Origin of the sequence: Bradyrhizobium sp., assembly GCF_052389815.1 — a bacterium.
Classification (GTDB): Bacteria; Pseudomonadota; Alphaproteobacteria; order Rhizobiales; family Xanthobacteraceae; genus Bradyrhizobium.
Genome location: NZ_JBQTHN010000005.1, coordinates 63,389 through 80,299 on the forward strand (window position 1 = coordinate 63,389; position 16,911 = coordinate 80,299).

The 16,911-nt window shown below is 58.7% G+C and carries 13 protein-coding genes; 4 read left to right on the forward strand and 9 right to left on the reverse strand.

The window, feature by feature from the left end:
• Positions 1-8: 8 nt before the first annotated feature.
• Positions 9-1,607, reverse strand: a complete 1,599-nt coding sequence (locus ACT4OC_RS01140) for an acyl-CoA carboxylase subunit beta (protein WP_444837218.1) — start codon at positions 1,605-1,607, stop codon at positions 9-11.
• A 190-nt stretch (positions 1,608-1,797) separates the two neighbouring features.
• On the opposite strand from ACT4OC_RS01140, the gene ACT4OC_RS01145 reads away from it, so the two are divergent.
• The 3 genes from ACT4OC_RS01145 (at position 1,798) to ACT4OC_RS01155 (ending at position 3,732) form a co-directional block, all read left to right on the forward strand.
• Positions 1,798-2,649, forward strand: coding sequence for an SDR family NAD(P)-dependent oxidoreductase (locus ACT4OC_RS01145; protein ID WP_057199257.1), 852 nt, complete (start codon positions 1,798-1,800; stop codon positions 2,647-2,649).
• A gap of 199 nt (positions 2,650-2,848) precedes the next feature.
• Positions 2,849-3,334, forward strand: coding sequence for a PaaI family thioesterase (locus tag ACT4OC_RS01150; protein ID WP_057199258.1), 486 nt, complete (start codon positions 2,849-2,851; stop codon positions 3,332-3,334).
• A complete protein-coding gene (locus ACT4OC_RS01155) occupies positions 3,331-3,732 on the forward strand; it encodes a PaaI family thioesterase (RefSeq protein ID WP_057199259.1) in 402 nt (133 codons plus the stop codon). Before ACT4OC_RS01150 ends, ACT4OC_RS01155 begins: the two co-directional genes overlap by 4 nt.
• 142 nt (positions 3,733-3,874) lie before the next feature.
• Here ACT4OC_RS01155 and ACT4OC_RS01160 read toward each other — a convergent pair whose 3' ends face one another.
• The 8 genes from ACT4OC_RS01160 to ACT4OC_RS01195 form a co-directional block, all read right to left on the reverse strand.
• A complete protein-coding gene (locus ACT4OC_RS01160) occupies positions 3,875-5,428 on the reverse strand; it encodes a class I adenylate-forming enzyme family protein (RefSeq protein WP_057199260.1) in 1,554 nt (517 codons plus the stop codon).
• Between the two features lie 189 nt (positions 5,429-5,617).
• Positions 5,618-6,574 (reverse strand): hydroxymethylglutaryl-CoA lyase, encoded by a 957-nt coding sequence (locus tag ACT4OC_RS01165; RefSeq protein ID WP_024343089.1) that lies wholly within the window; start codon positions 6,572-6,574, stop codon positions 5,618-5,620.
• A complete protein-coding gene (locus ACT4OC_RS01170; RefSeq protein WP_057199306.1) occupies positions 6,571-8,586 on the reverse strand; it encodes an acetyl/propionyl/methylcrotonyl-CoA carboxylase subunit alpha in 2,016 nt (671 codons plus the stop codon). Before ACT4OC_RS01170 ends, ACT4OC_RS01165 begins: the two co-directional genes overlap by 4 nt.
• A gap of 12 nt (positions 8,587-8,598) precedes the next feature.
• On the reverse strand, positions 8,599-10,206 hold the full coding sequence (locus tag ACT4OC_RS01175; protein WP_057199261.1) for an acyl-CoA carboxylase subunit beta: 1,608 nt from the start codon (positions 10,204-10,206) through the stop codon (positions 8,599-8,601).
• On the reverse strand, positions 10,203-11,594 hold the full coding sequence (locus ACT4OC_RS01180) for a phenylacetate--CoA ligase family protein (RefSeq protein ID WP_057199262.1): 1,392 nt from the start codon (positions 11,592-11,594) through the stop codon (positions 10,203-10,205). Before ACT4OC_RS01180 ends, ACT4OC_RS01175 begins: the two co-directional genes overlap by 4 nt.
• A gap of 29 nt (positions 11,595-11,623) precedes the next feature.
• Entirely contained in the window at positions 11,624-12,814 is a 1,191-nt protein-coding gene (locus ACT4OC_RS01185; protein WP_230646582.1) for an acyl-CoA dehydrogenase family protein, read from the reverse strand.
• Complete coding sequence (locus ACT4OC_RS01190; RefSeq protein WP_057199263.1) at positions 12,804-13,583, reverse strand: enoyl-CoA hydratase/isomerase family protein; 780 nt, start codon at positions 13,581-13,583, stop codon at positions 12,804-12,806. Before ACT4OC_RS01190 ends, ACT4OC_RS01185 begins: the two co-directional genes overlap by 11 nt.
• The gene (locus ACT4OC_RS01195; protein WP_057199264.1) at positions 13,580-14,761 is read right to left on the reverse strand and encodes an acyl-CoA dehydrogenase family protein; all 1,182 of its coding nucleotides are present in this window, start codon (positions 14,759-14,761) and stop codon (positions 13,580-13,582) included. The genes ACT4OC_RS01190 and ACT4OC_RS01195 overlap by 4 nt, the downstream gene beginning before the upstream one ends.
• A 92-nt stretch (positions 14,762-14,853) precedes the next feature.
• Between ACT4OC_RS01195 and ACT4OC_RS01200 the strand changes: the two genes are divergently transcribed.
• Positions 14,854-16,887, forward strand: a complete 2,034-nt coding sequence (locus tag ACT4OC_RS01200; RefSeq protein WP_057199265.1) for an NADPH-dependent 2,4-dienoyl-CoA reductase — start codon at positions 14,854-14,856, stop codon at positions 16,885-16,887.
• The last annotated feature ends 24 nt before the right edge of the window (positions 16,888-16,911 follow it).

Here is a 16,911-nt window from a genome sequence, read left to right on the forward strand (position 1 = left end):
GCATTGTCTCACATTCTAAAGACGGGCGTATGGCGCCCGGCCTCGGGCACCGAGGTCACGATGGCCAGGCACAGCCCGAGGACGTCGCGCGTTTGACCCGGCTCAATCAGACCGTCGTCCCACAGCCGCGAGGTTGCATAGTAAGGATCGGATTGTTCCGCATATTGCGCGCGCACTGCGAGCTCGATCTTCTCCAGCTCCGCCTGCATCTGCCTCTCGTCGCCCCCCTTTTGACGACGCAACTCCATCATCACGCTTGCTGCGATGTCCGCTGACATGGTGGCAACTTCTGCCGTCGGCCATGCAAACAGGAAGCGCGGCGCAAATCCGCGGCCGCACATTCCATAGTTACCCGCCCCATAGGAGCCGCCAACGATCATCGAAAGTTTGGGCACTTTGGCCACCGACATGGCATAAACCAGCTTGGCGCTATTCTTGGCGATGCCGCCGCGCTCGGCCTCCGTGCCGACCATGAAGCCTGTGACATTGTGCAGGAAGATAAGGGGCAGATTTCTCTGATCGCACATTGAGACGAACTGTGCACCCTTGAGCGAAGAGTCCGACAGAAGCGCGCCGTTGTTACCCAAGATGCCGACCTGATAGCCGTGAATACGTGCAGTGCCACAGACCAGCGTTGCCCCCCAATCGGGTTTGAATTCGTGGAACTCACCGGCATCGATGATGCGCAACAGGAGCTCGCGCACGTCATAGGGCTCCTTACGGTCGCCGCTCACGACACCCAGAAGCTCCTCGGGATCATAAAGCGGACGGCGCGGTGGAGCTGTGGGCGCGGTTGGGCGTGTCAGCCCCAGACTAGCGACGATATCGCGCATGAGTGCGAGCGCGTGATGCTCGTTTTCGGCTAGATGATCGCTCACGCCCGAGACGCGGGTATGCATCTCGGCCCCCCCGAGGGTCTCGCCATCGACTTCCTCGCCGATCGCCACCTTGACAATCGAAGGGCCACCCAGATGAATGCGGGCATTGCCGCGCACCATGATGACCTCGTCAGAGAGCGCGGGAATATAAGCTCCACCAGCGGTGCAGCCGCCAAACACTGCCGATATCTGCGGCAGCCCCGAAGCCGACATGTTGCATTGCCGATAGAAGGCGTTGCCGAAATCGCGCCCCCCAGGAAACACTCGGTCCTGCTCGGGCAAATAGGCACCGCCGCAGTCAACGAGATAGAGACAAGGCAGCCGATTTTGGTCAGCGATCTCCTGTGCGCGAATGTGTTTCTGCACCGTCTCGTGATAGAATGATCCGCCTTTGACCGTAGCGTCGTTGGCGATCAGCATGCAGTGCAGGCCGTGGATGATTCCAATGCCAGTGACGATGCCCGCACCCGGTACCTCGCCGCCATACTGCCCCCATGCCGCCAAGCTCGAAAGCTCCAGAAATGCCGAGCCGGGATCGACCAGGACGTCGATGCGCTCGCGCACCAGCAACTTGCCGCGAGCGCGGTGCCGCTCAACAATTTCAACCCGTCCACCACCTGTGGCCTCGGCCATTCGGTCGCGCAGAAGCGCTATGCGCGCCTTTTGTGTAGCGCGGTTGCGAATAAATCGTTCAGAGGCGATGTTGAGTGATGAAGAAAGGCTCCTCATTCGTTCTTCTCAGACTGTTCACCGGTGCTACTGTCGCGGATGCGTCCAGAGCAATTGCCGTTTTCTAACATCCGTTTGATTTTTGTCAACGTCTTCGGTAAGCTGCATCTGCGGAGAGTGCACGTGTGCAAGAAATGGCAATCTGACCATCATCGGCGAGTCGTTCTGGGAATAATATTGGAAAGCGGAGATGAAGAGAGAAATCGGAAGTCGCTTCGCCCCTAGTTTAATGCTCGGTCAGGTTGCACTTGTCACCGGAAGCGGCTCTGGCATGGGCCGCGCTACCGCGCTTGAAATGGCATTCTGCGGTGCAAAGCTCGTGCTTTTCGCCCGCCGCGAGGATCCGCTGCAGCAAACCGCCGAGATGATTCGTGCCCAGGGCGGCGAAGCATTGGTAATCTCAGGCGACATCCGAGATGAAGCAAGTGTTACTGCTGCGATGCGCCGGATTAAAGAGAATTACGGGCAGCTGGATGTCCTGGTCAACAACGCTGGTGGGCAATATGTTGCCGCCGCACGCGATATCACCAACAAGGGTTTTGAGGCCGTAGTGCGTAACAATCTAGTTGGATCATGGCAGATGACGCGCGCTGTCGCCGATCATTTCATGTTCGAACATGGCGGCTCCATCGTATTCGTGACGGCGGTCAGCCGCACCGCGTTGACCGGCTTTGCTCATACCGCCGCTGCACGCGCCGGCGTGACCGGACTGATGAAGACCCTCGCCGCCGAGTGGGCACAATACGGCATTCGGCTAAATTGCGTAGCACCCGGCACTGTAAAGACGGAGGCGCTCGGTCGCTATCCGATCCCACCACAGAAATGGAATGAGTTTAACCGCTCCGTTCTCAACCGCATGGGCGCGCCCGAGGATGTCGCTGGCGCGATTGTCTTTCTTGCGTCGAAGTTAGGTAACTTCATCACCGGCGAAGATTGGTACGTAGACGGCGGCGAAACCCTTCACCTAGCACACGATGCCCGTGACATGATCAACACCGAAATGTTTGCCAACCGTCAACGCGGAGATCGCCGACATGGCTGATTTTGTAACCGTTCCGCATCCGGAGTATTGCTTGCGCACCCTCGCATTTTGACGGCGCTCGAGCGGCCTACAGAGGAAAGCACTGAAATGGGTTGCTGTTGTCAAGACAACGCCGCTTCCCCTCGAAGAGTCAAAATCTCCATGAACTGAAAGAAACCGCGCTTATTTTTTTCAATAGTCATCAGCTAAGGTCGCACCGATGCTCCTCAAAGACCAGCAACGCTTTGAGCAAATCAGCACTCTCTGGATCACGAGAGCCAAGGGTTTCATTACCCACATGAACTTGCGGATTGAGGGGCACGGGCCTGACGGCGTAACCGTCCGGATGCCGTTCAATCCCGCTTTTTGTATCGACGAGCCACCAACTCTTCTCCATGGCGGAGTGCTGACTGCGCTGCTGGACAGTGTATTCGGGCTGGTCAATTTCATCGCGATCGACGACATCAGCACGATGGCCACGCTTGATCTGCGCGTGGATTATCTTCGACCGGCACAATCCCGCGCCGACGTGTTGGTCCGCGCCAAATGCTATCACCAGACCCGCCATATTGCCTTCAATTCCGGCGTTATCTGGTTCGATGATGACAAGGGCGACGAAGTCGCACGTGGCTGTGCTACCTTCGCTCTCACACGAGGCGAGAGAAATCTTTTCGATATCCAGACAACACCGCGGAAACCAGAATGACGCCCGAGGAAACGAACACGCTACTGATGAAGAGGCCCTTCTTCAGGTTCCTCGGCTTTACCATCGTGAACATTGAGGAGGGACACGTCGCTGCCCAAATGCCCTTTTCCGAAAGCTATATAGGTAATCCTGTCATGAACTACTATCATGGCGGCATCATTGCCAGTGTTATGGAGGCGGTGGCATCCGTCGCAGTTTGGCAAGATCTTAGGAATCGAAGTCCGAAGCCAATCAACCTTACGGTTGACTACCTGCGGCCCGCCATCGCAGAGCCGTTGAATGTGCGGGCGACGGTCTTACGAAAAGGGCGTCGGATGGCAAGCGTCGAAGCCGTGAGTTGGCAGGCGGAGCCGGAGATTTCTGTCGCCAAAGGGCTATTTCATTTTCTGCTCGCTTGAGAGCGCGATCGCTTATCGCCCGACAATAACGCAGGTGACAGACCTTGGCACTAACCGGCCTGCAAAGAACAAATACATTATCAAGTACGATACAAAGGCCTCGTAGTTCCGCCGAAAGCCTAGATCGTCATAGCAGTTCCGATCAGTCAGCGTTACGTGTTCGGCTGCCAGAAGCTTGATCCTTCAGCCGATCTTCGAGAACGTGACGCTGGACTTTGCCGCTGGTCGAACGCGGAAAATCATCGAACGCAATGAACCGGATCTCCCTTGGCCGTTTGTATCCGGCGAGGCGTTCGCTGCAGAGCCGCAAGATTTCATCGGCGGATATGTTTGCCTCGTCACAAGCGACGAACGCTACGGGCCTTTCTCCCCATTTTGGATCACTAGCCTTGACTACCGCCGCTTCCAAAACTGCTGGATGAGCCAGTAACACTCGCTCGATCTCGGCTGGGTAAACGTTTTCACCTCCGCTCTTGATCATGTATTTTACCCGGTCAACGAAATCCACACGTCCATCAGGAAGCCGCCGAAATGTATCGCCCATATGGAACATACCGCCTCTGAAATCTACAGCATTGGTTTCCGGCGCATTCCAATAGCCCGAAAAAAGCGTGGGTCCTCGGACCACCATTTCACCCGGCTCGCCATCAGGTACGTCGTTGTCAAGCGGATCGACCAGCCTGATCTCGCAGAATGAAGAAATGCGTTTGGCGAGATCGGTCGGCGTCACTCCGACCTCTATTACAGAACCGCTTGCTGGCGGAAGACCGGTCTCCGTTGCGCCGAAGGAATTCAGATAGGGAGCGTCAAGCAGGCGGGTCAATTCCGCAATTTGATGCCGCGGTACGAGATCCGCCATGGCGCCACAGATTTTGATGCCTTTGATGGGTGTTGGTCGCGCTTTTCGCTCTTCGATGAATGCGTCGACCACACCCGGCATCATCACCAGCCAACCAATCTTGTGCTGAGACAACGCCATATTGATCGCTTCCGGCTGGAAGCCGTTTATGATGACGACCGTACCACCCCGCATGAGTGTCGCCAGCATATGGTCGGTCGATGCCATATGAAACATGGGCGCCCAAGCAACGAACGCGTCACGTGGGTCCAGCATTAATTCAGCCGAAAAAGCCATCGCACGCGCCACATGTGCGCGATGGCTGACAAGTGCGCCCTTGGGCAGTCCCGTGGTTCCTGAGGTGAAAAGAATGGTCAGCCCCTCCTCATCACTTTCAAGCAACGTGCCGAGCCGAGAATCGAGGGCGGCCGACGAGCTCATTCGACTCAACTCAGGGCCGACTTGGATTGTCGGCAATTCCGACACGGCTGCAAACGTCGCATGTAATTCCGGCTCGACGACAGCCATCACCGGTTCCACCAGTTCGATGCAATGCTTGAGTTCAGCCGGCGAAAGTCGCCAGTTCAAGCAAGCAACGATGGCCCCGATTGCAGCTGCAGCCAGCTGCAGTTCGACGTAATCAGGACGGTTATGCGAAAGGATCGCGATACGGTCGCCAGGATTGACACCTCGGCCGAGCAGCGCGGAAGCAATCGCGTCGACCCTCTTCAGAAGGTCACCGTATGAAACGGTTAGCCCCTCATACTCGATCGCGGCACTGGATGGCTGTTTTCGTGCACAGGTTCTGAACAGGCCATAGACGTTGGCCTGACCCGCAGCCAGGAGTATTTCCGGCATCAATTCCTCCCTCGGTCACTCTAACCAAGTCGCATTCCTGCCGTTGTGATAGATCGCTCTGCGATTTGGCCGCCCTTTTCGAATGAACGCTAACACCGCCGTCGACGTACGGTTTGCAGCATATCTAAAATTGAGTTGCCGCAGCACCACTTCCGTCGAGCAACTTAGCCATCTCGGTTTTTTCCTCAGCTAAACTTTACGGTACTTATCGAGTCCGCCGGAATGCATCACACGGCCCATTAGTGGTGAACCAATTATCTTTTCGGCATAAACGGAAGCGGCAATGAGCTTATCGAGATCGACGCCAGTCGCAATGCCCAGTTCATGGCACAAAAAAACTGCATCTTCGGTGCAGACATTCCCGGCCGCGCGCGCATGGCCGTGACCGGCAAACGGGCATCCGCCCAGTCCAGCGACGGAGCTCTCAAACATGTCAACGCCCATAGAAAGCGCCGCATAGATGTTGGCTATGCCGAGGCCCCTGGTGTCGTGCAGGTGCATGCCGATGCGCGCATCCGGCTTGATTTCCCTTATCGCCCCGATCATGCGCTTAACTGCCTCAGGATTGCCCCACCCCATCGTGTCGGCGACAACAAGGATCGGTAGCGGAATATTTTCTTCTGCGCAGAGATCCAGCACGAAACGGAAATCGTCTAAGACCCGGTCCTGCGGGATCGGTCCTTCGAAGTTGCATCCGAATGCGGTCATCACATATGCCGTGTCGACAGTGTAGCCCTCCTGCTTGTAGAGGTTGACCCATTCGCGCTGCTTCTCGCGCATCTCCATCGAGGAAGCATCGTTGTTCTTTCGCGAGAATGTGTCGGATGGATAGAACAATAGCCGCGGATCGATATCGACTTGAGGCGCTGCGAGCGCCTTGCGAAAGCCCTTGTCGTTCAGCCAGAGCGACGTGTATCTTACGCCATGCACCCGCCTAATGCGCTTGAACAGCTCGGCTGTATCGGCCATTTGGGGCACCTTTTGGGTGTTGACGAAGCTACCTACCTGAATCCGCTTCAGCCCGGTTTCGCTGAGCATATCGATCAGTTCGACCCGTTCTTCGATCGGGTAGATCTTTTTTTCGATCTGAAACCCCTCGCGGGGTCCCTCTTCTCTAAACTCGACGAATTTTGGAAAATCGCTCATGAACTCTCACTTTCTAAGGGAGTTATCTCGACGATTGGCTGCCCTCGGTCCACCATTGCGCCTCGCGAGATGGATATATTTTTCGCCACTCCCGAAACCATCGCCTTTATCGAGATCTCAAGCTTCATGGACTCCAGGATCGCCACAACCTCGCCGGCCGCTACTGAGGCCCCCTCGTCGATCAATACCTTCACAATTGTGCCGGTTAGAGGAGACACGAGAATGCGGTCCGCAGTGCTATCTACTTCAGCGAAAGCCAGCGATGTCGACGCTTGGTACAGCAGACGGCCGCCAGGCGTGTCGATTTCGATCGAATTGCCTCGGACGCGCGCTTCGATGGTAATCGTTTCGTCCTCATGCGTGATCTGCAAGCGGCCGCATCGAAGCTCAGTTGCGTTCAGCGCCAAGGGCATGCTGTCGTCGCTGTAGACAACAAAGAGGTTGTCATTTCCCACCGGGCTGACGCGCAGCTCTTTGCCGGATGTTCCCGGATGCGCGAGGATCACACGCTGGCCTGCCTCGTCCAGAGCGCCGCCAAGGCCGAGCCGCCAACCGGTAAACCTATCACGGTTGCGCCAAGGGTTGGCATCGCCGTCGGCGCGGCCACGGGTGACGAACAGAACGGCGGCCACCGCCTGCCACAGCCGCCCATCCGAGCGCTGCGGAGCGGCGGTTAGTGCATTGATGCAACTGTCGATCCAGCGGGTATGCACCTGCATTCGCGCAAAATCGGCGTCTCGGGTGAGTGCAGCAAGAAAGGTACGGTTCGTCTCGACCCCGTCCACAACCACGTGATCCAACGCTTGAGCCAGGCGCGCCAGCGCCGCATCCCGATCGGAATGATGCACGATGAGCTTTGCAATCATCGGATCATAGAAAGGGCTAACACTGTCGCCTGCCTCAACGCCACTATCAATCCTAAGACCGTCGGGCAGCGAAATCGCCGTGATCCGCCCTGTTGAAGGAGAGAACTGCATCCGCGGATCCTCGGCGTAGAGCCGAGCCTCCACAGCATGCCCCGTGCAGGTGATCTGATCTTGGGTCAGGCCCAAGCCTGCGCCCTCTGCGATGCGCAGCTGCAGCGCCACGAGGTCCAATCCGGTGACCGCTTCGGTTACCGGATGCTCGACTTGGATTCGGGGATTGACCTCCAGAAAAAAGTACTCTTCGCCTAGCACTAGAAACTCGACAGTGCCTAGCCCACGATAGTTCAGCGCCTCCGCAAGCCGGACCGCATCCTGGGCGATGTGATCGAGAAGTGGCCGCGGGAGACCCCAGGCGGGAGCTTCCTCGATCACCTTCTGATGGCGGCGCTGTAGCGTGCAGTCGCGTTCGAAGAGGTGCACCACGTGGCCTGTGCCATCACCGGCGATTTGTATTTCGACATGGCGCGCCGCAGGCAGGAAGCGCTCGAGCAAAAGTCCCTCGGAGCCGAAAGCGGATTTCGCCTCGCGCTGCGCGCTCTCGATGTCGGCCTTCAGCGTAGCCTCATTGTCGATCAGCCTCTGACCGCGCCCACCGCCGCCCCCAACGGCCTTCAAAAGAGCCGGAAGCCCAACTTCTCGTACCGCCCGTGCGATTTGATCGGGGTCGGACATGACACCATGGCCTCCGGGAATGACCGGCACGCCGGCGGCTGTCGCGGCCTTTTTAGCACTGGCCTTGTCGCCGAACCGCTGTAGTGTCTCGGCGGTAGGGCCGACGAAGATCATACCGGCGGCCTCCACCGCACGAGCGAAGTCCGGATTTTCCGCGAGGAAGCCATAGCCGGGATGGATTGCGTCCGCGCCGGCTTGCCGAGCGGCCGCTATCACCGCGTCGATCCGCAGATAACTTTCGACAGCCGGTCCGCCTCCGATCCTGAGCGACCGACCGACTTCGCGCACATGCAACGCCTCGGCGTCAGCGTCAGAATGGACGCCGATCGGAACGATTCCGAGCGAGCGAGCCGTGCGTGCGATCCGGCATGCGATTTCGCCGCGGTTGGCAATGAGAAGAGACTTAATACGCATGGTGTCGCGCACCTAAAACCGAAAAACGCCGAAGTGACTGTCGACCTTCGGACGTCGGGAAGCTACATCCAGAAGCAGCGCCAGCACATCGCGCGTTTCAGCGGGTTCGATAACGCCGTCGATCCAAAGATTCGAAGCGAAATTGTACGCGTCTTGAAATGTCTCGTACTCCCGGCGAATTGGAGCTTTAAAGACCTCTTCCTCTTCGGCCGTCCAAATTTTACCTTCGCGGTCATTGATCTGGGCACGCACTTGGGCCAGCACGCTCGCTGCCTGCTCTGGCCCCATGATAGCCGCGCGTCCGTTCGGCCAGGCAAACATGGCGTCCGGCTGAAACGGTCGGCCCAACATAGCGAGGTAGCCCGCGCCGTAGGAGCCGCCGGTAATCACCGTAAACTTCGGCACGCGGGCCGACGACATAGCAGTGATCATCTTGGCGCCAGCCTTAGCGATGCCCGCCTGTTCCACTTCGCGACCGACCATGAACCCATTAACGTCGACGAGAAAGACCAGCGGAATGTCGCGTTGCACGCATAGATTTATAAAATGAGCCGCTTTCAGAGCTGCCTCGACGAAAAGCACTCCGTTGTTGGCCAGGATGCCGACCTCATGGCCGTGAATGCGAGCCCAACCAGTTATTAATGTGTCGCCATACAGCGGCTTGAACTCGTGCAATTCGCTGCCATCGACCAGCCGCGCGACGATTTCGCGATTATCCGTCGGTACCTTGGCGTCACGACTGACGATGCCGTAAATTTCATCAACCGGATAAACGGGAGGCTTCGGAACGATGGGGATTTTCCGAGGACTGGTCTTTTCGCCCAGATGTGCCACGATTTGCCGAGTAATCGCCAGCGCATGGGCGTCATTCTCGGCCAAGTGGTCGGTCACGCCGGAGATCGCGCAATGCATCTTCCCGCCGCCCAAAGTCTCGGCGTCGACCTTCTCGCCAGTCGCGGCAAACGTTAATTCGGGCCCGCCAAGATACATAAATCCTTGCCCGCGCACGATCACGACCTCATCGCATAATGCCGGGATATAGGCACCACCCGCGGTACATGGTCCCATCACAACAGCAATCTGCGGTATGCCATCGCCCGACATGCCCACTTGGTTGTGGAAGATGGAGCCGAACTGGCCTTCGTCGGGAAAAATATTTGCTTGTTCGGGCAGAAAAGCCCCACCACTGTCGACCAGTGTGATCACTGGCAGCCGGTTGGTCCAAGCGACGCGCTGGGCGCGAACGTGTTTCTTGCTCGTCATCCCGAAATAAGTGCCGCCCTTTACGGTGGCGTCGTTTGCAATAATCATGCAATGCCGGCCCTCGATCATGCCGATGCCGGTAATGATGCCAGCGCCAGGGGGCACGCCTTCATATTTATTCAAGCCCGCAAGTTCACCCAGTTCCAAAAAGGGGGTGCCTGAATCAATCAGCCGTTCGACGCGATCACGCGGCAGGACCTTGCCCTTCTCCTCGTGTCGCTCCCGTGCCTTCAGCGGGCCGCCGGCACGTTGCTCCAGCCGCAGTTCGTGCAGCCTTTTGATTCTCGCGCGATAGTGCGTCTCATTGGCCCGGAAATTCTCCGAACCCTTATCGAGAAGTGATTTAAGGATTGTCATGACAGATCGGGGTATTTGCGAAGAGTGAGCGCAACCTTCGCCGCGCCGGGTTTCTCGAATGTGTCGGGCTTCACAATGCGGACGTCGGCCTTGAATACCAGCGCATCGCGAAGACGCGTCTCGATCTTGTTTCTTAGTTCGTCGTCCCTGTTGGGCGGACGGTGGGGTCCGCGTTCGACAATGATTTTGAGTGCCGACTGCGTCGTATGCCCCTCGAAATCGGCAACAACGCGGACAACCCCGTTGGTCTCGGGCATCATTTCGTTGATGATGCTGTGGATGGCTGAGGGGAAGACGTTGGCACCGCGGACAATCAGCATATCGTCGGCGCGACCGATACAACGGATCTTTGGCCCTGTTCGCCCGCACGAGCAGCTGGTGGCCAGGACGTCAATGTAGTCGCCGGAGCGGAAGCGCAGCAGCGGGCTCGCCTGACGGCCTATCGCCGTATAGACCATCTCACCACGGGCCCCGTCCTGGAACGGGATAATCTTGCCAGTTTCGGGGTCGAGCAGCTCGGTAATAATGTAGTCCATACTGACCATGTGCATGCCCGACTGTTCGTCGCACTCGGCCCAATAGGTCACACCGAGGTCCGTGCCACCAAGTAACTCGGTGCATTTTGCGCCCCACAGCTCCTCAATGCGGCGGCGGACGGTGGGGATGCCACCGCCCGGCTCGCCACCCACGATGACCCGCTCGACGCCAAGCTGCGATGCGGGAATGCCAAGGATCTCAGGCGCTTTCTCACCCAAGTGCAGAACAAAGTTTGGCGCACCGACCACGCAGCGCGGGCGGATGTCGGCACAAGCTCGGATGAGACGGTCGGCACCGCCATCGGCACCAATCGGGATGTCGATGGCGCCCAAGTATTGCAAACCTTGCATGACCGGGATGCCGCCAACAAAGCCTTTGGCCAGCGAGAAGGCATGCAGCACCATGTCGCCGGGCCGCACGCCGGTTGCGAAAAAACAGCGTGCCGACATTTCATGCCACATTGCGGCGTCGGATTCGGTCAGAGCCACGTAAGATGGGCTGCCTGTAGTGCCGGAGGACGCCTGCATCTGAATTATATCTTCGGGCTTGGCCGCGAGGTGGAGGCCGAAAGGCTTGCGAGCGGCAAGACTGTCGCGGATCTCCGCTTTGAACGTGTAGGGCAGCTTCTGCAGATCATCGATAGTGCGCACGTCGTCGAACCTCGCACCGGCCGCGCCCAGCTTCTTCTGATAGAATTCCGAGTTGGCCTGCAAGTAGGCCATCTGCGCGATCAGCTTCTCTTCTTGAATGCGTCGGACTTCGCTGAGCGGCGTTGTTTCGATCGCATGCCAGCAGCGCGCGCTTGACTTGTCGTGAGCGTCCGCTCGTCGGAAACGCATCCCGAGATTCATTGCTTAACCTCCTTGCCGATCCGCAGCTCTCAGTAAGAGCGTGGCAGGCCCATGATCTTTTCGCCGATGAAACTCAGACAAAGCTCGCGGTTCACTGGGGCCGTGCGCAGCAAGCGCATCAGTGGATATAGCTCGTAAATGCCGGTATCTTCGGTAAACCCCGATCCGCCATGAGCCTGGAGCGCCGCATCCACCGCCTCGATGCCAGCCTCCGCCGCAGCATATTTGGCCATATTGGACGAGGCGCCAGCGGGTAGGCTGTTGTCGAATTCCCAAGCGGCGCGGCGGGTCATGAGGCTCGCCATTTCGACTGCGGTGTGGGCCTTGGCCATCGGATGTTGGACACCCTGATGCGCACCGATCGGCTGGCCGAAAACGTTGCGCTGCGACGCATAGGCGACGCCTTTATTTAGCGCGAATCGGCCAATTCCGCAGCATAGAGCAGCCAGGATGATGCGCTCGGGGTTAAGCGAGTCGAAAAGAATCGAAAAGCCTTCGTCCACTTGGCCCACAACATCTTCGGGACCAAGATCAACCTCGTCGAAAAATAGCGTCCATTGTTCTTCGGGTAGTGGAATCGAAATCTTCACCCGTTGTTTGTCGACGCCTTTCTTTTTCAGATCGACCGCAAAAAGCGTGAAGCCATCGGTCTTGCGCTTGACCTCTTCGTGCGGCTTGGTACGGGCTACTACCAAGCAGTAGTCCGCGACATCAGCGCCGGTAATAAAGGTCTTTTCCCCCGATAATGAAAAGCGGTTACCTCTTTGCCTTGCCAATGTTCGAGCCTTGATCGTGTTCGAACCAGCTCCGGGCTCTGTGATCGCAAAACAGAACTGGATTTCGCCACGACAAGCCCGCGGCAGGAGCTCCTTTTTCTGGAACTCGCTTCCATGGTTCGCAATATGCGCCAAGGACATGGTCGGCCCGACGACCATCATCAGAAGCGGAATACCGTGATTGGCCGTCCCCTCCATGAACAAAGCCATCTCAGTCATGCCGAGGCCGGCCCCGCCAAACTCTTGAGGCACCATAAGCCCCAGAAATCCATCATCGGCGATCTTAGAGAACATCTCTCGCGGAAAAACATGCCGACGCGCATGATCGAGCCAATAGGCGTTGTCGAAACGCTGTGCCAACTGGGCGCCGTATTCGTAGATCTGGCGCTGCTCATCGTTCAAGTTGAAATCCATATTGAACTCCGACGCGGTGTTATTGTTCAAATCTCGGCTCGCGGCGATTGGCGAAGGCATCCAGCCCTTCGGCCACCTCCGCTCCCGGCAGGTGACGCAATGCAGCGTCGCGCTCAAGACGCATGCTTTGGTCGAGCGTCAGTTCCAGACCCTCGCGACCCAGCCGTTTCATCTCAGCCATGCCCTGCCGCGAGCGCGTGCCGATCTTCTGGCAGTAAGCCAAGGCCGCGCTGTGGAGTTGATCATCGGCCACGACATAGTTTACGAGTCCAGCCTCCTTGGCCTCGTCCGCCTTCAACCAACGCGCAGAGAACATCAGATCGAGCGCTCGGCGCAGTCCCATAAGACGGACCAACCGCTGACTGCCGCCCCAACCCGGAATGAGACCGAACTGCGCATGCTGATCACCAAATTGCGCGGTCTCCGCCGCGAAGCAGACGTCGCACGACAGCATCAATTCGATGCCCCCCGCCAGGCACAGCCCCTGGACCGCCACGACCACCGGTAGGGGACTCTGCTCGAGCCGGCGCAACACGCCTATGCCGAAACCAATGAAGCGATCCAGCGCCGCCGGATCGTCCATCTTGCCTTTCACTTCGACGAGGTCAGCTCCGGTGCAAAAATGTTTGCCCTGGGCGCAGATCAGAACAGCGCGAACCGAGCGGTCGGCCTCAAATTTCGCACGACCGGCATCGATAAGCTGATGTACCTCGAGCGAAAGACAGTTGAGCTTCTCCGGCCGGCTCAACTCGATGATCCCGGTGCTGCCTTCGGTTCGGATCTTGACCGGAACGCTCATTTTCCCGCCCCCTTCGCTCTCTTGTCGTATTGGAGCGCCACGCGCCCTACCTTCTCGCGCGCTATGACGAGCTTCTGGATTTGCGCCGTGCCGTCGCCGATTTGAAGCCCGAGCACGTCGTTGTGACGCTGATGGTGCGGCAGGTCGGTTGTGTAGCCATAGTGCCCGTGCAAAATCAGGCACTGGTGGATGATCTCGCAGGCAGTCTTTGGCACATACCATTTGCACATGGCCGCCTCGGCCGTATGCGGCATGCCGCGATCGCGCAGGTCGAGGGTATAGTAACAGAGCTGGCGCATCATCGTCAGTTGCGTCTCGGCCTCGGCGAGCGGAAAGGTGACGCCCTGATATTGAGCCAACGGCGCGCCGAACGCCTCGCGTTCCTGGACATAGGCCCAGGTCTCGTCGACAGAGGCCTGCGCCGGACCGAGGCACTCCAGCCCGATCAGCGCGCGGCTATAGTCGAAGCCCGCCATGATGGTCCCGAAGGCTCGGTCCTGTTCGCCCATCAAGCATTCAGCCGGCACATGGACATCATCGAAGAAAACCGAGCCACGGCCGACCGGCTTGGTGCCGATGTCGTCAAAATGGGTCCGCTTGATCCCCTTTTCCGTCAGGTTAACAAAGAAAGCGCTGACGCCACGCGACCCGCCTTTTGGATCGCCGGTGCGGGCGAAGACAACTGCAGCGTCTGCCTGCGCAGCAAAGCTCATGGAGGTCTTTTCGCCATTCAGCCGCCAGCCATTACCTGACTTCTCGGCGCGCAGCTGAAGATTTGCCGCGTCCGAACCGCCGCGTGGTTCGGTAAGGCCAAGTCCGATCACCGCGTCCCCTGCAATCACTCGCGGCACCCAATCGCGGGCGATGTCCTCCGAGGCGTGTTTTGCGACCATGCCGCCCATGAGCGAGCCCAGGAGTTGCACGTAGCTGACGTTGAAATCGGCATAGGCGATCTGTTCGGTGATCAACCCGGCCGTGACGGAGCTTTCACCCATTCCGCCAAACTTCTCAGGAAGATCCGGCGCAATCAGACCGAGCGAGCCCATTTCACGGATCAGTCCCCGATCGAGGACATGGCCTTTGGCGCGCTTTTGATAGCCATCGGCCAATCTTTCGCGCGCAAAACGCCGTGCGACCTCCCGAAAGGCGAACTGATCTTCGGTCGGCTGAAAGGGCATTGAATGATCCTCCCGCGGAGCGTCTTAAATCGACTTTCCAAGAAACCTAACAAACGTTAGAATACCCGGCAAGTGCCAAAGGGAGGAAAATTATGAACACGACGGCTTCGTCGACCTACGCCAGATTGCTCTCACCGCTCAAGGTCGGGCGCCACGAAATGCGCAACCGGATCATCATGGGTTCAATGCATACCAAGCTCGAATGCAAGCCCGACCCGATCGCCGCGCAACTTGCCTTCTATGTCGAACGTGCGCGCGGCGGCGTTGCGCTCATCGTCACCGGGGGGTTTTCGCCTAACGCCGAAGGCGTGCTTGACGCTCAAGGACCGCGGCTCGACGATCCCGAAGAGGCCCAGGCGCTTCGCCCGATCTGCGATGCAGTACATCACGAGGGCGCTCTCATCTGCGCGCAGCTCCTTCATGCAGGGCGCTATGCAAAGATTGCGGGCTGCGTGGCGCCTTCCCCAATTCGGGCACCAATCAACCGCCATATCCCGCGCGAGATGCTCGATAGCGACATTCTCCGCACAATCAGCCAATTCGCCGAGGCGGCAGCGAACGCGCAGGCTGCAGGCTTTGACGGTGTGGAGATCATGGGATCCGAGGGCTATCTCATTAACGAGTTCACGGTGACCCACACCAACAAGCGCGAAGATGCTTGGGGCGGCAGCGCGGAGAACCGCCATCGTTTTCCTGTCGAGGTCGTGCGCGCGGTGCGCCAGCGCTGCGGTCCGGATCTACTGATCATCTATCGCATTTCGGCTGCCGATCTCATCGAAGACGGCGCACCGGCGGATGAGATCGCCGCCCTTGCCCGCAAGGTGGAGGCCGCAGGTGCCGACATTATCAACACTGGAATTGGCTGGCACGAGGCCCGCGTGCCTACTATCGCCTACCCCGTGCCACGAGGAGCTTGGCGCAAGGCCGCCGCACGGGTCCGCGCTGCCGTCTCCATCCCCGTGGTCGCGTCCAACCGCATCAGCACCGCGGAGATGGCCGAGGACATCCTCGCGAGCGGCGATGCAGATCTCATCTCTATGGCGCGGCCAATGCTGGCCGATCCGTTCTTCGCCAACAAGGTCCGCGATGGACGAGTGGACGAGATCAATACCTGCATCGCCTGCAACCAGGCTTGTCTGGACTACATCTTCTCTGGCCGCGCGGTGAGTTGCCTTGTAAATCCTCGCGCTGGCCGCGAGTCCGAGCTGCGCGATACGCCCGCGGAGGTCCGGAAAAAGATCGCGGTGGTCGGCGGCGGCGCGGCGGGGATGGCTACCGCAACGGAAGCGGCGCGACGCGGTCACTTTGTTTCGTTGTTCGAAGTTTCTCAAACGCTCGGAGGACAGCTTACGCTGGCGCGCGCAGTTCCTGGCAAGAATGAGTTCGACGACACTCTGCGTTACTTCCGACGCCAGGTAGACAAGCACGGGGTCAACCTGCATCTTGGCCGCCGCGCCTCCCCCGAGGATCTGAGCGGGTACGATCATGTGGTGATTGCTACCGGCGTCAGCCCCCGCATCCCCGATCTGCCGGGCGTTGACCATCCCAAGGTGGCAACCTATGCGGAAATCCTATCGGGCACACGGGTCGCGGGAAAGACCGTCGCCATCGTGGGCGCTGGCGGGATCGGCTTCGACGTGGCCGAGTTTCTCGTCACTCCTACCGCCGAGGCTAACGGCAGCGAGGCTTTTTTCGACACTTGGGGCGTGGATGGAAATTTCTCCGCGCCCGGCGCGCTCAAGGCTGATCCGCAAGCACCGGTGGGCGGCACCCGCAAAGTCGTCATGCTGCAGCGTAAGACCACTAAGCCCGGTGACGGACTCGGCGTTTCCACGGGCTGGATCGTTCGCAACGCGCTACGCAAATACGGCGTCGAGATGTTGGGCGGCGTCAGCTATGAGCGAATCGACGATGAGGGCCTACACATCAAGATCGCCGGCCGACGTCAGGTCATCGCAGCTGACACGATCGTGCTTTGCACCGGGCAGGAGTCTGAGCGCGCGCTTCACGCCGCACTGATTGAGCGCGGCATCCCGGCCACAGTAGTCGGCGGGGCCAAGGAAGCCACCGAACTGGACGCCTTACGCGCGATTGACGAGGGCATCCGGCTGGCACAATCGCTTTAAGGGTGGATGATATCGTCTGTTGAC